14 protein-coding genes are annotated in these 18,696 nt (G+C 62.8%); 10 read left to right on the plus strand and 4 right to left on the minus strand.

The window, feature by feature from the left end; all coding sequences use genetic code 11:
- Positions 1 to 148: 148 nt before the first annotated feature.
- Entirely contained in the window at positions 149 to 1,000 is an 852-nt protein-coding gene (locus tag GGD90_RS16365; protein ID WP_153117780.1) for a hypothetical protein, read from the plus strand.
- Between the two features lie 531 nt (positions 1,001 to 1,531).
- Here the strand turns inward: GGD90_RS16365 and gyrB are convergent.
- The 3 genes from gyrB to dnaA form a co-directional block, all read right to left on the minus strand.
- Positions 1,532 to 4,003, minus strand: coding sequence for a DNA topoisomerase (ATP-hydrolyzing) subunit B (gene gyrB, locus GGD90_RS16370; RefSeq protein WP_153117781.1), 2,472 nt, complete (start codon positions 4,001 to 4,003; stop codon positions 1,532 to 1,534).
- 99 nt (positions 4,004 to 4,102) lie between these two features.
- Complete coding sequence (gene dnaN / locus GGD90_RS16375) at positions 4,103 to 5,209, minus strand: DNA polymerase III subunit beta (RefSeq protein ID WP_153117782.1); 1,107 nt, start codon at positions 5,207 to 5,209, stop codon at positions 4,103 to 4,105.
- A gap of 199 nt (positions 5,210 to 5,408) precedes the next feature.
- A complete protein-coding gene (gene dnaA / locus GGD90_RS16380; RefSeq protein WP_153117783.1) occupies positions 5,409 to 6,842 on the minus strand; it encodes a chromosomal replication initiator protein DnaA in 1,434 nt (477 codons plus the stop codon).
- 457 nt (positions 6,843 to 7,299) lie between these two features.
- On the opposite strand from dnaA, the gene rpmH reads away from it, so the two are divergent.
- From rpmH to GGD90_RS16410, 6 genes are all read left to right on the plus strand, one after another.
- On the plus strand, positions 7,300 to 7,434 hold the full coding sequence (gene rpmH, locus GGD90_RS16385) for a 50S ribosomal protein L34 (RefSeq protein WP_153117784.1): 135 nt from the start codon (positions 7,300 to 7,302) through the stop codon (positions 7,432 to 7,434).
- Entirely contained in the window at positions 7,431 to 7,853 is a 423-nt protein-coding gene (rnpA, locus tag GGD90_RS16390) for a ribonuclease P protein component (protein WP_228273795.1), read from the plus strand. The genes rpmH and rnpA overlap by 4 nt, the downstream gene beginning before the upstream one ends.
- 4 nt (positions 7,854 to 7,857) lie before the next feature.
- Positions 7,858 to 8,067, plus strand: coding sequence for a membrane protein insertion efficiency factor YidD (yidD, locus tag GGD90_RS16395; RefSeq protein WP_153117785.1), 210 nt, complete (start codon positions 7,858 to 7,860; stop codon positions 8,065 to 8,067).
- 73 nt (positions 8,068 to 8,140) lie between these two features.
- Positions 8,141 to 9,835, plus strand: a complete 1,695-nt coding sequence (yidC, locus tag GGD90_RS16400) for a membrane protein insertase YidC (RefSeq protein WP_153117786.1) — start codon at positions 8,141 to 8,143, stop codon at positions 9,833 to 9,835.
- Entirely contained in the window at positions 9,835 to 11,244 is a 1,410-nt protein-coding gene (gene mnmE, locus GGD90_RS16405; protein ID WP_153117787.1) for a tRNA uridine-5-carboxymethylaminomethyl(34) synthesis GTPase MnmE, read from the plus strand. Before yidC ends, mnmE begins: the two co-directional genes overlap by 1 nt.
- A gap of 134 nt (positions 11,245 to 11,378) precedes the next feature.
- Complete coding sequence (locus tag GGD90_RS16410) at positions 11,379 to 14,372, plus strand: sensor domain-containing protein (protein WP_153117788.1); 2,994 nt, start codon at positions 11,379 to 11,381, stop codon at positions 14,370 to 14,372.
- A gap of 31 nt (positions 14,373 to 14,403) precedes the next feature.
- Here GGD90_RS16410 and GGD90_RS16415 read toward each other — a convergent pair whose 3' ends face one another.
- A complete protein-coding gene (locus GGD90_RS16415) occupies positions 14,404 to 14,748 on the minus strand; it encodes a hypothetical protein (protein WP_153117789.1) in 345 nt (114 codons plus the stop codon).
- A 161-nt stretch (positions 14,749 to 14,909) separates the two neighbouring features.
- Between GGD90_RS16415 and GGD90_RS16420 the strand changes: the two genes are divergently transcribed.
- From GGD90_RS16420 to GGD90_RS16430, 3 genes are all read left to right on the plus strand, one after another.
- Positions 14,910 to 16,055 (plus strand): ABC transporter substrate-binding protein, encoded by a 1,146-nt coding sequence (locus GGD90_RS16420; RefSeq protein ID WP_153117790.1) that lies wholly within the window; start codon positions 14,910 to 14,912, stop codon positions 16,053 to 16,055.
- A gap of 83 nt (positions 16,056 to 16,138) precedes the next feature.
- Positions 16,139 to 17,326 carry an ABC transporter substrate-binding protein gene (locus GGD90_RS16425; protein ID WP_153117791.1) on the plus strand — a complete coding sequence of 396 codons (1,188 nt, stop codon included), beginning with the start codon at positions 16,139 to 16,141 and terminating at the stop codon, positions 17,324 to 17,326.
- A 198-nt stretch (positions 17,327 to 17,524) separates the two neighbouring features.
- A complete protein-coding gene (locus GGD90_RS16430; protein WP_153117792.1) occupies positions 17,525 to 18,682 on the plus strand; it encodes an ABC transporter substrate-binding protein in 1,158 nt (385 codons plus the stop codon).
- Positions 18,683 to 18,696: the final 14 nt, after the last annotated feature.

Consider the following 18,696-nt stretch of genomic DNA (forward strand, 5'->3'; position numbering starts at 1 on the left):
GCGCAGCGCGGATCGACGACTGGCACGAAAGTGCAAGCGGCCATATATTCTTGGCGATGGACGCCCAGCATTTGGGCCATGGCAAGTCGGTTAGACAATATGCCATTCAGGATGTTTTTCTTAAAACATAACGAACTTGCGAGGCCGGATGAGCTGGTTTATTCACCACACGTTGATGCTGCTGGAGGACGCAGGGATGTCCATCCGATACCCCGAAATTCGCTGGTTCATTCCTGATGAACAGGGGAGGGGCATGACGCACATGTACGCATCCCTTGTGCAGGGCAAGCGGGTGAGTGTCGAACAGAACCCGCAGTTGAAGTTCATGATGTTGTTCGCGTTGCTGGATTTCCATGTGGACGCCACGCATCCCGACATGGAAGGGAAAGGCTATCGTGAGAAGTACGAGAGTCTCCCTGCCCAGGGAGACTTCAATCTCATCCTACGTCAGTTATTCAGGGTGGCGAAAGTCATTAGGAATGCTCTTGTCCACAACCAGTCCTCGTTCGCGATTTCCGGCGGCTATGTCAACGTGGACTACCAACGCGGCAAGATCCACTTTTCCCTAAAGATGTCGATGGATGCGTTCAAATACTTCCATACCGCAATCGTGATGTACGTCAAGGGTGACATGGGAACAGGAAACTATTTTCTGGGGATCATGCGCTCAATCTACGTGAACATCCTAGCGGGCACCACACACTTCAAGGACGAATTCGGCAATGCGCTCGAACAACCTTCGAGCGACATCAGGATTAAACCGCACGTAAGGCTAGTCGTCTTGCGTCCTCCTTATGAAACCAGCGGAGAGGTGCTTCGATTCGCCATTGCGGAGCGCCAGATGCCGGAGTGGGAAGGCATGGATATCTATATCGTCCACAACGACGAAGAGTTTCTAATTCCTCGGGAGGTTCTTGACGAAGACTTGTCGATTGCAGAGCGTGACCTTATCGCCAACTGGAAGCGCAACGGCAGCTTTCCGCAGGTCAAAGCGCCATAATTAGGCGCCTCATCGGCGGTATCGAGAAAAATGTACGTCGCCTGCTGCGTGACGTACTTGCCAAGTCGCACGCTGCTCCTTCTGGCCAGCCGCGCACGTATCTGAAAAGCTTCTGCACGTAAGCAGTACCCTGACCGGCCGCTATGGCCGACTAGGAGTCGCCCATTCCTGAAACGGCTACGGCAAATACCGCTACACTGCTGCCGGTGGGCGGCAAAAAAACGAACGTCTCTTGAGGGCGCGTAGTGTGAGTTCGACGGATCGAAAAGCTGCCGATCACCGCTTCTGCTGACCGGACGGCGGGTAACCGCCGCATTGCTGACCGAAGTTGGAAAGGACTCGAATGGCCGGATTGGCCGACTTCCGGTCTTCGGCCTTATGTGCCGCGGCACATAAGGCCGATCAGCACCAATCAAGCTTGACGCCTAAAAACAAAAAAGCCACTCCATGCGAGCGGCCCTTTTGATCGAACAAATCTCACGAAATCTAGACTTTTGAGACAAATCTAGAAGTCAATGAGATCCTACAACATCAAACGTCGATATTCCGCGCCGCCAAGGCATTCGATTCAATGAACTGCCGTCTCGGTTCGACCAGTTCGCCCATCAGGGTGGTGAACACTTCGTCGGCGGCGATGGCGTCTTCGATCTGCACGCGCAGCAGGCGGCGGACGGTCGGGTCCATCGTCGTTTCCCACAGCTGGTCGGGGTTCATTTCGCCAAGACCTTTGTAGCGCTGCTTGCTGATGCCGCGTTCGACTTCGGCGAGCAGCCAGCGCATCGTTTCGGCAAAGCTCGTTACGCCCTGCTTCTTCTCGCCGCGCGTGACGTGGCCGCCGGGGCCGAACAGGCCGGCGAGCAGTTCGGCGGTCTTGCGCAGCTGCACGTAGTCGCCGCTGACCAGCAGGTCGTCGTCGATGACGCTGACCTTGAGGTTGCCGTGCAGGATCTTTTCCAGGCGCAGCTGCCAGCGTTCTTCGGCTTCGTCAAAGCGCGCGACGATGTTGATCGCCAGCCGCGTGCCGACGGCCGCCATCAGCGCTGCGGCACTGGCTTCGGCGGCGGCCTGGTCGGTGAGCTTGATGCTCAGGTTGGCCTCGACCATGGCGTGCAGCACTTCCGGATTGACCAGATGCGTCAGGCGGTTGATCACCGCTTCGGCGAGCAGGTATTCGCGCGCCAGCGCTTCCAGCGCCGGGCCGCTGATCGGCGTTGCGCCGCTGCGCGGAATCAGAACTGAATCTTCCAGCGCCAGACGCAGCAGGAACTGGTTCAGCTCGTGGTCGTCCTTGATGTAGCGCTCGGTCTTGCCGTGCTTGACCTTGTACAGCGGCGGCTGGGCGATGTAGATGTGGCCGCGCTCGACCAGCTCGGGCATCTGCCGGTAGAAGAAGGTGAGCAACAGGGTGCGGATGTGCGCGCCGTCGACGTCCGCATCGGTCATGATGATGATGCGGTGGTAGCGCAGCTTCTCGGGCTTGTATTCGTCCTTGCCGATGCCGGTGCCTAGCGCGGTGATCAGCGTGGCGATTTCCTGCGAGGAGATCAGCTTGTCGAAGCGCGCCTTCTCGACGTTGAGGATCTTGCCCTTGAGCGGCAGGATCGCCTGGAACTTGCGGTCGCGACCCTGCTTGGCCGAGCCGCCGGCGGAATCGCCCTCGACGAGGTAGATTTCGCACTGCGCCGGGTCTTTCTCCTGGCAGTCGGCGAGCTTGCCGGGCAGGCCGACGCCGTCGAGCACGCCCTTGCGCCGCGTCATTTCACGCGCCTTGCGCGCCGCTTCGCGCGCACGCGCTGCTTCGACGATCTTGCCGGTGATCACCTTGGCGTCAGCCGGGCGTTCGGCCAGGAACTCGGTCAGCCGGGCGGCGACGACTTCCTCGACCGCCGGTCGCGCCTCGCTCGAAACCAGCTTCATCTTGGTCTGCGAAGCGAACTTCGGGTCGGGCATCTTCACCGACAGCACGCAGGCGAGGCCTTCGCGCATGTCGTCGCCGGTGATGTCCACCTTGGCCTTCTTGGCGATCTCGTGTTCGTCGATGTACTTGTTGATCACCCGCGTCATTGCCGTGCGCAGGCCGGTCAAGTGGGTACCGCCGTCGGCCTGCGGGATGTTGTTGGTGAAACACAGCACCTGCTCGGCGTAGGAGTCGTTCCACTGCATCGCCACTTCAACGGCGATCGAGCCGCCGCCGGGCAGCGCCGACTCGCCGCTGGAGTGGAAGACGTTCGGATGCAGCACCGACTTGCTGCGATTGACGTACTCGACAAAGCCCTTCACGCCGCCGGCGAAGGCGAAGTCTTCTTCCTTGCCGGTGCGCTGGTCGAGCAGGCGGATCTTCACGCCGTTGTTGAGGAACGACAGTTCGCGCAGGCGCTTGGCGATGATTTCGTAGTGCCACTCGATGTGCTCGAAGATTTCCTCGTCGACCATGAAGTGCACCTTGGTGCCGCGCTTGTCGGTTTCGCCGACAACGCGCAGCGGCGAAACCTCGACGCCCTGCTGCACTTCGACCAGACGATCGACCACCGCGCCGCGGGCGAAGTCGAGCTGGTACTTCTTGCCTTCGCGGGCGATTGTCAGGCGCAGCCACTTGGAGAGTGCGTTAACGCAGGAAACGCCGACGCCGTGCAGGCCGCCCGAAACCTTGTACGAGTTCTGGTTGAACTTGCCGCCGGCGTGCAGCACGCACATGACGATTTCAGCCGCCGAGCGCTTCGGCTCGTGCTTGTCGTCGAACTTGACGCCGGTGGGAATGCCGCGACCGTTGTCGGTGACCGAGATCGAGTTGTCGGCGTGGATGGTGATGACGATATCGTCACAGTGGCCGGCCAGCGCTTCGTCGATGGCGTTATCGACCACTTCGAAAACCATGTGGTGCAGGCCGGTACCGTCGGACGTATCGCCGATGTACATGCCCGGCCGTTTGCGTACGGCTTCGAGTCCTTCCAGTTGCTGAATGCTTGTTTCGTCGTACGCCGGCTGCTCGTTCTGCTCAATCATGCGGGTTCCAATATTCTTTCAGTGCCAGACGCCGCCTGGCGGCGACGCCGAAAAACGCCGGCCGGCACCGCGCGGGTGCCGCTCGGATGCTGCCGCGCGCTAGATGCGCATCGGCATCACAACGTATTTGAAGCGGTCGTCACCGGGAATGCTCAGCAGTGCGCTCGAATTCGAGTCGTTGAAGCCCCACTGCACCTGCTCGGCCGAGGTGTTGTTGAGCACATCGACGAGATAGCCGACGTTGAAGCCGACATCGAGCGGGTCGCCGGTGTATTCGACTTCGATTTCTTCCTGCGCTTCTTCCTGTTCGGCGTTGGCGGCGATGATGCGCAGCGTGCCGGCGGCGAGAACGAGGCGCACGCCACGGAATTTCTCGTTGGTGAGAATCGCCGCGCGCACCATCGACTGCAGCAGCGCGGTGCGGCTCAGCGTCACCACATTGCGCAGCGTCGCCGGGATGACGCGCTCGAAATCGGGGAACTTGCCGTCGATCAGCTTCGACACCAGCACGATCGAGCCGAAGCTGAAGCGGATCTGGTTGGCGGTCATCGCCACCGTCATCGGCTCTTCGTTGTCGGCGAGCAGGCGGTTGAGTTCGAGCACGGTCTTGCGCGGCAGGATCAGTTCCTGACGCGGCAGCTCGGCTTCGAGCGCCAGGCTGGCGTAGGCCAGACGGTGACCGTCGGTGGCGACGGCGCGCAGTTCGCTGCCGTCGACCAGCAGCAGCAGGCCGTTCAGGTAGTAGCGAACGTCCTGCGCCGCCATCGAATACTGCGTCTGCGCCAGCAGGCGCCGGAAAGCGCGTTGCGTGACGGTGAAGCTCTTCGTCTCGCCCTCGGCCAGCGCCATGCGCGGGAAGTCTTCGGCCGGCAGCGTCTGCAGGCTGAAGCGGCTCTTGCCGGCACGCACCTGCAGGCGACGGTCATCGAGCAGCAGGCTGACTTCGGCGCTGTCGGGCAACGAGCGCAGGATTTCCTGCAGCTTGCGCGCGGCGACGGTAACCGCGCCGTCGCCTTCGCCCAGACCGGCAACGGTGGTCGTGGTGATCTGGATTTCGATGTCGGTGGCCAGCAGTGTCAGCGCGTCGCCACGCTTTTCCAGCAGAACGTTCGACAGAATGGGCAGGGTATGGCGCCGTTCGACGATGCCGGATACCGATTGCAGGGGATTCAGCAGTGCATCGCGTTGGGTTTTAATAAGTAACATAAATTAAAATCCTATAAAGACAATAGCCATAACAAGTCTGTGGAAGATTCAAAACACTTTCGAATATTCAGCGGCTTGGCACTAATTTTCACTACTGTAAAAAGCTTGTATCGGGCTGTGGGCAGAATCTGACAACTTATCCACAGGGCTCGTTTTCAGGGTTTATCCACAATTCATCCACAGCATCCGCACCGGCTTATCAACCCTTGAGAACCTGCTGCAACACGTGCAGGTCGTGGTTGAGTTCGCTGTCCTTGGCGCGCAGGCTTTCGATGGTGCGCACCGCATGCAGCACGGTGGTGTGATCGCGGCCGCCGAAGGCGTCGCCGATCGACGGGTAACTCTGCGCCGTGAGGTCCTTGGCCAGCCACATCGCCACCTGGCGCGGCCGGGCAATGACGCGCGTGCGCTTCTTCGAGAACAGGTCGGAAACCTTGATCTTGTAGTAGTCGGCAACCGTCTTCTGGATGTTCTCGACGGTGATCTGCCGGTTGAAGGCGCCGATCATGTCCTTCAGCGCTTCCTTGGCCAGCTCGAGTCCGATCGGCCGGCAGTGGAACGAGGCGTAGGCAAGCACCTTCTTCAGCGCGCCCTCGAGCTCGCGCACGTTCGAGCGCAGGTGCTTGGCGATGAAGAAAGCCACCTCGTCGTCGAGTAGCACGCCTTCGCTTTCGGCCTTCTTCTTCAGGATGGCGACGCGCATCTCGATCTCGGGCGGCTCGATCTGCACCGTCAGACCCCAGTCGAAGCGCGTGATCAGGCGGTCTTCCAGGCCCGAGATATCCTTCGGGTAGGTGTCGCAGCTGATCACGATCTGCTTGCGCGCCTCGATCAACGCATTGAATACATAGAAGAATTCTTCCTGCGTGCGGTTCTTGTTGTTGAAGAACTGCACGTCGTCGAGCAGCAGCACGTCGAGCGAGCGGTAATAGCGCTTGAACACGTCGAAGGATTTCTGCTGGTAGGCGCGCACGACGTCGGAGTAATAGTCCTCGGCATGCACGTAGCGCACGACCTTGTCCGGGTCGTTGGCGACGATCTGGTTGCCAATGGCGTGAATCAAGTGGGTCTTGCCGAGGCCGGCGCCGCCGTAGATGAACAGCGGGTTGTATTGCGCGCCGCCCGGATCGGTGGCGACGCGGGTGGCGGCAGCACGTGCCAGATCGTTGGCCTTGCCGACGATCAGGTTGTCGAAGGTGAAGCCGGCGATCAGGCGGGATTTTTCGTAGGCCGTCGCTGCGCGCTGACTTTTCGGGCGTTCGGCGGCGGCGCGCTCGGGTGCCGCCCGCGCCGGCGTTTCGTCGGTCACGCGCGCCGTTTCGCGGGCTGGCGCCGGGCGCGGCTCGTTGCCGTTCGGCCGGGTGCTGGCGGCTGGTGCTGCCGCGACGGCCGCGCCGATACCCAGCTCGACGGCGACGCTCTTGCCGAAAAACGACTGTGCCATGTCCTCGATGCGGCCGAGGTAACGTTCGCGTACCCACTTCTGGATGAAGCCGTTAGGCGCCAGCAGGCGCAGGGCGGCGGCGCCGTCCTCGCCGAGTTCGACACGCAAGGGCCTGATCCACGTGTTGAACTGCTGTGAAGACAGCTCGGTTTCGAACTGGCTCAGGCAAAAATTCCAGAAACTGCTCATTCAGCCTCGACCAAGTTTCATGCGGCCGCAGGAGCGGCGGGAAATGCGGAAAAAGCGTACGCCGCTGGGGCACAGGCGCCCGGTGACGATCACCCGGCACGCTGCGCAGCCGGTTTCGCCCACCAAGCCCCGCGCGTCACAGGGACCGTCGGGATTCGCGAACGCTTTGAAGTTTTCTACGGGATTTGCCGGCACGGCAAAGCACCGGCAAGCGCCCGATTCTAACCTTTCGCATGAAAGTTATCCACAGGCAGGACGAAATGCCGGCGGCGCTGGAAAGCTCGCGGACGCTACCCGGCAAATAATCGGCCGCCTTCGCGCAAGCGCCGGGCGTACCCGCGATGCAACAGGTATCTATCGGAATCTGCTGGAAATTATCGGAATTTCCTTGACAAGGAGCGAGACGCGCCTGTCTAATGGCGCGCTCAATTCGCTTTGACCCCTAAAAGGCTTGATCATGAAACGCACCTACCAGCCCTCCGTTATCCGTCGCAAGCGCACGCACGGCTTCCTCGTCCGCATGCGCACCCGTGGTGGTCGCGCCGTCATTCGCGCCCGTCGCGCCAAGGGTCGTCACCGTCTGGCCGTTTGAACGCCATCGGCCCAAACGCCGATCCGGCTGCGCCCGGTCCACTGCCGGTGACGCGCCAGAGCGCGGCAAGCGCCTTCCCGAAGCGTTATCGACTCACCAAAACGGATGAATTTTCATCCGTTTTTGGTTTCAGGAGGGCGCTGAAAAGCCGCCATTTCCTGCTACATTACCGCCTTCGCAGCACCGAAGAAGTCAGCGGTGCGCGGCTCGGGCTGGTGGTCGCCAAGCGCTTCCTGAAACGTTCGGTCGATCGCAACCTGATCCGGCGGCTGGCCCGCGAGCACTTCCGCCTGCTGCGTTCCCGGCTTCCGTCACGCGATCTGGTGCTGCGGCTGGCGTGCAAGCCTGCACCGCTCGACCGGCGCGCGTTGGCGCAGGAAATCGATCTCCTGCTACGCAAACTGCTTTCCGAACGATGAGACGATGAAATCGCTGCTGCTGGCCCTGATCCGTTTCTATCAGTTCGCGATCAGCCCGCTTCTCGGGCAGCGCTGCCGTTTCTTTCCCAGCTGTTCCGAATACGCCGTCGAAGCGATTCAGCGCCACGGCGTTCTGCGCGGCAGCTGGCTTGGCATGCGCCGACTTTCGCATTGCCACCCCTGGCATCCGGGTGGCTACGATCCGGTCCCCTGAGCGCGTGACCGCCGCTGCCACGCCTTATCGCCGCATTCATTCTCATTCCTGATCATTCTCGCCTGGGCCGTTCATGGACAACCGTCGCCTGATTCTGCTCTTCGTCTTCTTCTTCTCGCTGGTCATGCTGTGGGATGCGTGGACGAAGCAACATCAACCGCAGCCGCCCGCCAGCGTTTCCGCGCCTGTCGATCCGGTCGCCGCCGCCGCGCCGCAACCGTCGGCCAGCCTGCAGCGTGCCGCCTCCGAAGCGGCCAAGGCCGCCACTGCACCAGAGGTCGCGCCGGTGAAGGCGGAGACAGTCAGCATCAAGACCGACCTGTTCACCGCCGAAATTTCCACGCTCGGTGGCGACATCGTCAGCCTCGAGCTCAACCGCTACAAGTCGGTCGAGGATAAGACGCAGACCTTCGCGCTGTTCGGCAGCAAGCACCACTACGCCGCGCAGAGCGGCCTGATCGGCGACGGCCTGCCGACGCACAAGTCGCTGTACGCGGTCGCTGCCGGTGCGCGCGAACTCGCCGACGGTGCCGATACGCTGCAACTGCGCCTGGAAGCGCCGGCGGTCGATGGCGTCAAGGTGGCGCGTATCTACACCTTCCACCGCAACAGCTATCTGATCGACGTCGCTTTCGAAGTCGACAACGGCAGCGCGAAGACGCTGGCGCCGCACGCCTATTACCAGTTGCAGCGCGACGGCACGGTGCCCGAGGGCGAGAGCTCGATGGTGTCGACCTTCACCGGTCCGGCGGTCTATACGGCGACCGAGAAGTTCCAGAAGGTCGCTTTCTCCGACATCGACAAGAGCAAGGCCAAGTTCAACGCCAACGCCGACAACGGCTGGCTGGCGATGGTGCAGCACTATTTCGTCGCCGCCTACCTGCCGACCACGGGCGTGCCGCGCGAGTACTTCATGCGCAAGGTCGAAGGTACTGGCGAGCCGGTCTATGCCAGCGGCCTGATCCTGCCGGTTGCTGCGGCAGCACCGGGCAGCAAGACGCAGATTTCGACGCCGCTCTACGCCGGCCCGCAAATCCAGAAAACCCTCGAACAGCTGGCGCAACCCGTCGCCAGTGGCGGTGTCGGCGCCGAAGGCCTGCCGCTGGTGGTCGATTACGGCTGGCTGACGATCCTCGCCGCGCCGATCTTCTGGTGTCTGGAAGCAATCCACGGCCTCGTCGGCAACTGGGGCTGGGCGATCATCCTGCTCACCATCGCCATCAAGGCGCTGTTCTTCCCGCTTTCCGCCGCCAGCTACAAGTCGATGGCCAAGATGCGCTCCGTCGGCCCGCGCCTGCAGGCGATCAAGGAACGCTGCGGCGACGACAAGCAGCGCCTGAACAAGGAAATGATGGAGCTTTACAAGCGCGAGAAGATCAATCCGCTCGGCGGCTGCCTGCCGGTGCTGGTGCAGATCCCGGTGTTCATCGCGCTGTACTGGGCATTGCTCGGCGCCGTCGAGATGCGCGACGCACCCTGGGCGCTGTGGATCACCGATCTGTCGTCGGTCGACCCCTACTACGTGCTGCCGGTGATCATGGTTGTCACCATGCTCATCCAGACCAAGCTCAACCCGACGCCGCCGGACCCGATGCAGGCCAAGGTGATGATGGCCATGCCCTTCATCTTCGGCGGCATGTTCTTCTTCTTCCCGTCGGGCCTGGTGCTCTACTGGGTGGTGAACAACATCCTGTCGATCGCCCAGCAATGGAAGATCACCCGTGACATCGAAGCGGGCGGCAAGGCGGCCAACGACGCCAAGGCCTGATGAGCACAACGCCGGCGTCGCCTGAGCACGGGGCGCCGGTGAAGCGCGCTGCCGACACCATCGCCGCCATCGCCACCGCGCCGGGGCGCGGCGGCATCGGCGTGGTGCGCGTCTCCGGCAGCAATCTCGGCTCCCTGGCACTGGCGCTCGCCGGTAGCGATCCCGTCGCGCGCCGGGCGACACTCGCGACCATCCGCGCCGCCGACGGCAGCGCCATCGACAGCGCGCTCGTCCTCTACTTCCCGGCGCCGGCGTCATTCACCGGCGATGACGTGATCGAGATCCACGGCCACGGCGGGCCGGTCGTGCTGCAACTGGTGCTCGGCCGCTGCCTTGAACTCGGCGCGCGTCTGGCCGAGCCCGGCGAATTCACCCGCCGCGCCTTCGAAAACGGCAAGATCGATCTGGCGCAGGCCGAAGCCGTCGCCGACCTGATCGACGCCGCCACCGCCTCCGCGGCGAAGAGCGCGATGCGCTCGCTGCAGGGCGAGTTCTCTCAGGAAATACATCGGCTGGTCGATGAACTCACCGAACTGCGCGCGCTCACCGAAGCGACGCTCGACTTTCCCGACGAGGAAATCGACTTCCTGCAGGCGGCCGACGCCTTCGGCCGTCTCGATCGCCTGCGCCAAAGACTCGCCAGCGTTTTTGCGCGCGCGCAGCAGGGGCGACTGCTGCAGGGCGGCATCGCCGTCGTCCTCATCGGCCAGCCCAACGTCGGCAAATCGAGTCTGCTCAACCGGCTGGCCGGCGATGATCTGGCCATTGTCACGCCGATCGCCGGCACGACGCGCGACGCGGTCAGAAGCAGCCTGCAGATCGAGGGCGTGCCGCTACACGTCATCGACACTGCCGGCCTGCGCGAAACCAGCGACGAAGTCGAGCGCATCGGTATCGAGCGCAGCTGGCGCGAAATCGAACGCGCCGATCTGGCCGTGCTTCTGGTCGACGCCCAGCACGGCATCGGCGAAGCAGAGCGCGCGATCCTCGCACGCCTGCCGGCATCGCTGCCGCGTCTGTTCGTCTTCAACAAGATCGACCTGACCGGACTTCCCGCCGGCCGCGCGGTGCTGCCCGCGTCGGTTCCTGGCGCCGATCTGGCCGCGGCTGGCACCTGCCTGCAGTTGTCGGCGAAGAGTGGCGAGGGCATCGAACTGCTGCGCGCCGAACTGCTGCGCCTCGCCGGCTGGCAGTCCGGCGACGATGTCTTCATCGCCCGCGAGCGTCATCTCGGCGCCTTGCGCGAAGCGGCCGCGCACATCGACGCGGCGCAGGCGGAAACACAACGCCTAGAGCTCTTCGCCGAGGAACTGCGCCTCGCCCAGCGCGCACTCGGCAGCATCACCGGCGAAGTCAGCGCCGACGAGCTGCTTGGCGAAATCTTCGGGCGCTTCTGCATCGGCAAATGAGCCATTCGCGCTGCCCTGCCCAGCGCGTGGTCATGACGAAAAAATAACTGTGCAGCGAAAGAGCATGCGTCACACCGACGGCCTTCGGTGATAATTGGCAAACCTTTGTCGACCGACCGTGTTGCAAAGCGCCAATGTCGAAAACGATCTTCCCGGAAAACACTGCCCTGCCCAGCGCGCAGCCCTCGCTCTGCGCGGACCTGCGCTCGCCTTTCAGGCCGGATGTCGGGCAAGCCCGGCAGGTGGTGCTTGATCTTCAGCAGCAACAGAAAAACATTGAAGACCTGTTCGACGCGCTGCCGGACATGGTCTTCGTTGCCAGCTTCGACGGGACGATCCTGCATCACAACGCCGCGGTCGCCGGAACTCTCGGTTATCCGCCAAACGGCCTGATCGGTCAGCCCCTGGCCTCGGCACATCCGCCGGAACTGCTTACCGAAGCCAGGCACATCCTCCTCGGTGCCATCGCCGGTGAAACGCAATTCAGCACGCTGCCCTTGCTCAGTGCCGACGGGCAGCGCATCGACGCCGAAACGCGCGTCGTCCGCGGCCGCTGGAACGGCCAGCCAGCACTGATCGGCGTTACGCGCAACACCCGCGAACGGACGCTCGCCGAAGAGGCGCTGCGCCATTCGGAACAACGATTCCGGCAGGTATTTGCCATTGCGCCGGTGGCCACCGCGCTGAGCCGGATCGCCGACGGCCGCTTTCTCGAAGTCAATGAGGCCTACTCTCAGATGTTTGGCTGGACGCGCGAGTACATGCTCGCCTCCAACTCGATTGACCTCGGCATCTGGGCTAGTGCCGCGGAACGCAAGCTCTTTGTCGCCAAACTATTCAGTGAGGGCGGCATCCACGGACACGAATCGTCGATCGTCGACCACTACGGCCGCTCGCGCGAGGTGCTGATCTCGGCAACGCTGGCCGACATTGACGGCGAGCCCTGCGTACTGTCGATGCTGCACGATCAGACCGAGCGGCAGCGTGCCCAGGCCGAAGCCTGGGCCGCGCGCGAACTGGTACGTGAAGTCACCGATGCGTTGCCGGTGGCAGTCTATCGCTACTGCTTCGAGAACGAGCACTACCGCTTGCTGTTCTGCAACCGGACGCTGCACGATCTGTGCGGCGTCACGCCCGAGCAGGCCAAAACCGACCCGGCGCTGGTCCTCGCCCGCATCCACGCCGACGATTTGCTGCCTTTTCGCGATGGTCAGCGGGCGGCGTGGCGGGCGAAAGTGCCTTTCAGCATGGAACTGCGGGTCATCGCGACGGATCGATCCGAGCGCTGGCTGCACGTCCATTCAGAACCGATGTCGCTGCCCGACGGCGGCTACGTCTACAACGGTTACGTTCAGGATATCAGCGAGAACCGTCGCGCTGCCGACGCCATGCGGCTGGCTGCCGGCGTTTTCGAGCATGCGCACGAAGGCATTCTGATCAGCGACGACGCCGGCATCGTCATCGACGTCAACCGCACATTCATCGAGCTTTCCGGCTATGCACGCGACGAGGTCATTGGTCGCAACGCGATTGCGCTGCAGGGCAGCGAACTGCCGGGCCATGTCGTCAGTGCATTGCGCGCAGCCATCCTCAGCGACGGCCACTGGCGCGGCGAGCTGTGGAGCCGGCGCAAGAATGGCGAACGCTACGCGCAGCGCGTCACCGTTTCTGCGGTCTTTGCCGGCAATGGCAGCGTCAGCCATTACATCGCCATCTTTTCCGACATCACGCAGGCAAAACAGCACCAGAGCCAGCTTGAGCGGATGGCGCACTACGATGCGCTGACGCAGCTACCCAACCGCGTGCTGCTGGCCGACCGCCTGCAGCAGGCGCTCGCCCATGCACGCCGCTACGGGCGCATGCTCGGGCTTGCCTACCTCGATCTCGACGGCTTCAAACCAATCAACGACCGCTTCGGCCATGAGGCCGGCGACCGCCTGCTGGTCGAAATTGCGCATCGCCTGCGCGCCAGTCTGCGCGGCGACGATACGGTGGCCCGCCTTGGCGGCGACGAATTCGTGCTCTTGCTCTCCGAGCTCGCTTCGGCCGACGAGTGCCGCCTCAGTCTGCAGCGTCTGCTTGCGGTTGTCGCCCAGCCCTACCGCATCGGCGACGAGGAATTCAACGTCACTGCCAGTATCGGCGTAACGCTGTTCCCGCAGGACGATGCCGATCCCGACACGCTCCTGCGCCACGCCGACCAGTCGATGTACCTGGCCAAGCAGGCCGGCCGCAGCCGCTATCACCTTTACGACAGCGAACTCGACCGGCGTGCCCGCGCGCGGAACGAAGCAGTCGCGCGCATCCACGAGGCACTGCGCGAGCGCGAGTTCGTCCTCTATTACCAGCCGAAGGTGGACATGCGCCGCGGCCGCGTCTTTGGCGTCGAAGCGTTGATCCGCTGGCAACATCCAGAACGCGGACTGCTGCTGCCGATCGAATTCCTGCCGGATATCGAAAACAGCGATTTCGCCAGCACGCTCGGCGCCTGGGTGCTCGAAGAAGCGCTGACGCAGCTTGCGGTCTGGCGCCGCAGCGGACTCGATCTGTCGGTGAGCGTCAATGTTTCGGCACGCGAGCTCGCCGACGCCAGCTTTCTCGACCGCCTGCAGGAAGCGCTGCAGCGCCACTTCGCCATCGACCCGGCTGCACTGGAACTCGAAGTGCTTGAAAACGCAGCACTCGGCGACGTCGGCCACGCGACACGTGTCATTGAGGGCTGCCACAAGCTCGGCGTCAGGATTGCGCTCGACGATTTCGGTACCGGTTATTCCTCGCTGACCTACTTCCGTCGCCTGCCGGTCGATACGCTGAAGATCGACCGTTCCTTCGTGCGCGACATGCTCGTTGATGAAGAGGATCTGGCCATCGTCGAGGGCGTCATCGCGCTGACGCGTGCCTTCCGCCGCAAGGTCGTTGCCGAAGGCGTCGAAACGCCCGAGCATGGGCTTGCCCTGCTGCATCTCGGCTGCGATTGCGCGCAGGGCTATGGCATCGCGCGACCGATGCCGGCCAGCGCGCTTGCCGACTGGATGGCGAACTTCCGCCCTGATCCGACCTGGTCGCGCGAAGACCTGTCGCTGGGCAGCCTGTTTTCCGCCAGCGGCAACTCAGCGGCGACGGAATGAGCCTTCTCCGCTGCTGCTTGCGCTCGCTCCGTCAGCTTTCTGCGCCGGTTTCAACGACGCCGTCGTCGTCAGCGCGCTGATCGTCAAATTCAGCCGCGACACCTGGCTGCACGTGGTTTTCTGAGCAGTTGCCGAAGCCGCGGCCAGGGTCGGCAAAGCTGTGGACAAGTGGCCGCAAATGCTGTGCACGGGAAGTGGATAAGCCGGCGAATGCTAAGCTGTGGATAAGTTGTCCAAAACTGTCCACAAGCGCATACAGGGCTTCTACAGCTGCGAAATAGTATTGCAACCTATTGTATAAAATACTTTTTTTAAACTTGTCCACAGACTTGCGTCGACTATTGTCTTTATCTTCTTTTAATTCATTCAACTTCAAGAACAAAAACCTCTACTCGCCAACTTGGCCACGCATCAAGCAAAGCGCACCGCGCCTTGCTCGCTCGTCATGCAGCAAGCACAATACGTCCACGCCCCGGCGCCTTGACGACGCCGGGGCGTTCCCTATCTGACAGAAACGCAAAAAAATCGGAGGAGACAATGAAGTTCAAGCTCGCCCTCGCCGGCTTCGTCGCCAGCGCGCTGGCATCGGTCGCGCATGCCGACATCAATGTCGGCGTCACCCTGTCGGCAACCGGCCCGGCGGCCTCGCTCGGCATTCCCGAAAAGAACACGATTCCGCTGCTGCCGACGACGATCGGCGGGCAGAAGGTGAACTACATCGTCCTCGACGACGCTTCCGACACGACGACGGCGGTGAAGAACGCGCGCAAGCTGATTGCCGAAAACAAGGTTGACCTGATCATCGGTTCAACCACTTCGCCCAATTCGCTGGCGATGATCGACGTAGCTGCCGAGGCCGAGACGCCGATGATCGCCATGGCGGCATCGGCGCGCATTGTCGAACCGATGGACGACAAGCGTTTCTGGGTGTTCAAGACGCCGCAGAACGATGCGCAGATGTCGACTGCCATCGTCGAGAGCATGACCAGCAACAAGGTGCAAACGGTGGCCTATGTCGGTTTTGCCGACGCCTACGGCGAGGGCTGGTGGTCCGAGTTCTCGAAGATTGCCGAAGCGCGCAAGCTGCGTCTTGTCGCCAACGAGCGCTACAATCGCACCGACACTTCGGTCACCGGCCAGGTACTGAAGGTGCTCGCTGCCAAACCCGACGCCGTTCTCATCGGCGGTGCCGGCACGCCGGCGGCCTTGCCGCAGAAATCGCTGCGTGAAAAGGGCTACAAGGGACTGATCTACCAGACGCACGGCGTCGCCAACGCCGATTTCCTGCGCGTCTGCGGCAAGGACTGTGAGGGCACGCTGCTGCCAACCGGTCCGGTTCTCGTTGCTGACCAGTTGCCGGTGGACAACCCCGTGCGCAAGTCGGCGCTCGATTACGTCGCGAAGTACGAAGCCGCCAACGGCAAGGGCAGCGTCTCCTCCTTCGGTGGCTACGCCTGGGACGCCGGCCAGTTGCTCGCCGCCGCCGCGCCGGTGGCGCTGAAAAAAGCGCAACCAGGCAGCCGCGAATTCCGCCGGGCGCTGCGCGATGCGCTCGAAGGCAGCAAGAACGTCGCTGCCTCGCACGGCGTTTTCAACATGAGTCCGCAGGATCACCTCGGCTTCGACCAGCGCTCGCGCGTCATGGTGCGCATCGAGGGCGGCACCTGGAAACTGGTGCACTGAACCACGATGGCGTGCGCCGGCACGGGCGCACGCCTTTTCCCCCATTAGTCGCCTGATATCCGCAAAAATCCGGGAGTTCGCCCATGCTGCGTTCAGCCTCGCTTCCCCGCCGCCGCAGTCTGCTCGGCGCTTCAATTTCCGTTCTCGCCGCCGCTTTTGCGCTCGCTTTCGCCGCTCCGGCCAGTGCTGACATCACCGTTGGCGTCACCGTGTCGGCGACCGGCCCGGCGGCTTCGCTCGGCATTCCGGAAAAGAACACCATCGCCCTGCTGCCGCCGACGATTGCCGGGCAGAAGGTCAATTACATCGTTCTCGACGATGCTTCCGACACGACGACGGCGGTGAAGAACGCACGCAAGCTCGTTGCCGAAAGCAAGGTCGACCTGATCATCGGTTCGACGACGACGCCGAATTCTCTGGCGATGATCGACGTTGCCGCCGAAACCGAAACACCGATGATCGCCATGGCCGCCGCCGCGCGCATCGTCGAACCGATGGACGACAAGCGCTTCTGGGTCTTCAAGACGGCACAGAACGACGCGCAGATGGTCACTGCGATCATCGAGAACATGAGCAGCGCCAACGTCCATACGGTCGCCTATATCGGTTTTGCCGACGCCTACGGCGAGGGCTGGTGGAACGAGTTCTCGAAGATTGCCGAAGTGCGCAAGATCCGCATCGTCGGCAACGAGCGCTACAACCGTACCGACACCTCGGTCACCGGTCAGGTGCTGAAGGTGCTCGCCGCCAAGCCCGATGCGATCCTGATCGGCGCTGCCGGCACGCCGGCAGCCTTGCCGCAGAAATCGCTGCGCGAAAAGGGTTTCAAGGGACTGATCTACCAGAGCTCGGGTGTCGCCAACATGGATTTCCTGCGCGTCTGCGGCAAGGACTGTGAAGGAACGCTGTTGCCGTCCGGCCCGATCCTCGTCGCCGCGCAACTGCCGGACACGGCGCAGAACAAGAAAATGGCGCTCGAATACATCACTCGCTACGAGACGATCCACGGCAAGGGCAACGCTTCAACCTTCGGCGGACATGCCTGGGACGCCGGTCAGTTGCTGATCGCTGCAGCACCGGCGGCGCTGAAGAAAGCGCAACCGGGAACGCGCGAATTCCGTCGCGCCTTGCGCGATGCGCTCGAAGGAACGAAAAATCTGACCGTCTCGCACGGCGTGATCAGCATGAGCGCGCAGGACCACCTCGGTTTCGATCAGCGCGCGCGCGTCATGGTGCGCATCCACGACGGCGCCTGGCAGCTCGTACGCTAGTTCGTCCGGCGCCGCGGTCATCGCGGCGACAGGCTGGCAGCGGGAGCTCGCCGCCAGCCTGTCTCCTGTTGCAGCGCTGCCACGTTCCAGCGTTGCCGCTGCATTGTTTTCCCGCGCGCTGATTGCAACACGGGTCCCTCCGGCAGCTTTTGGTATCATTCGCGGTTTTGCAGTTGCCGGCCGACGGAGGGAATGACGATGAGCAAGCAGATCCAGGCGAAGAAGCTCGTTCTTGCGCTGTGCGCAGCGCTCGCCGCTGGCGCAGCGGCGGCCGACATCAACGTCGGCGTCACCCTGTCGGCGACCGGCCCGGCGGCTTCGCTCGGCATTCCGGAAAAGAACACCATCGCCTTGCTGCCGACGACGATCGGCCGGCAGAAGGTCAATTACATCGTTCTCGACGACGCCACCGACACCACGGCGGCGGTGAAGAACATGCGCAAGTTCGTCGCCGAAAACAAGGTCGATGTGGTGATCGGCTCGACGACGGCACCGAACTCGCTGGCGATGATCGACATCGCCGCCGAGTCGGAAACGCCGATGATTTCAATGGCCGGCTCGGCGATCGTCGTCGAACCGCTCGACGCCAAACGCCGCTGGGTGTTCAAGTCGGCGCAGAACGACGCGCACATGGCCACCGCCATTGTCGAGCACATGCTCGACAGCAAGGTGCAGACGGTCGCCTTCATCGGCTTCGCCGATGCCTACGGCGAAGGCTGGTTCAAGGAATTCGCCAGGATCGCCGAAGCACGCAAGATCCGCGTCGTTGCCAGCGAGCGCTATCAGCGCAACGACACCTCGGTCACCGGTCAGGTGCTGAAAACGATCGCCGCCAGGCCCGACGCGGTGCTCATCGGCGCCGCCGGCACACCGGCCGCGCTGCCGCAGAAAACGCTCAAGGAAAAGGGCTACAAGGGCGCGATCTACCAGACGCACGGCGTTGCCAACAACGAATTCCTGCGCGTCGGCGGCAAGGATGTCGAGGGCGCGCTGCTGCCGGTGGGGCCGCTGGTCGTCGCCGCGCAACTGCCCGATTCGGCGCCGTCGAAGAAAGTGGCGCTCGACTACATCGCCAAATACGAGGCGGCCAACGGCAAGGGCAGCGTCTCTTCCTTCGGCGGTCACGCCTGGGATGCCGGCCTGCTGCTCGGCGCCGCCATTCCGCAGGCGCTGAAGAAAGCCCAGCCGGGCAGCCGCGAATTCCGCGTCGCCCTGCGTGATGCGATCGAAGGCGTGAAGAACCTGCCGGCGGCGCACGGCGTCTTCAACCTCAGCGCGCAGGACCATCAGGGCTTCGACCAGCGCGCGCGCGTCATGGCGCGCGTTGAGGGCGGCAAGTGGATTCTCGTCAAGTAATCGCCGCTCAGGAA

Source organism: Rhodocyclus tenuis (assembly GCF_014197755.1).
Classification (GTDB): domain Bacteria; phylum Pseudomonadota; class Gammaproteobacteria; order Burkholderiales; family Rhodocyclaceae; genus Rhodocyclus; species Rhodocyclus tenuis.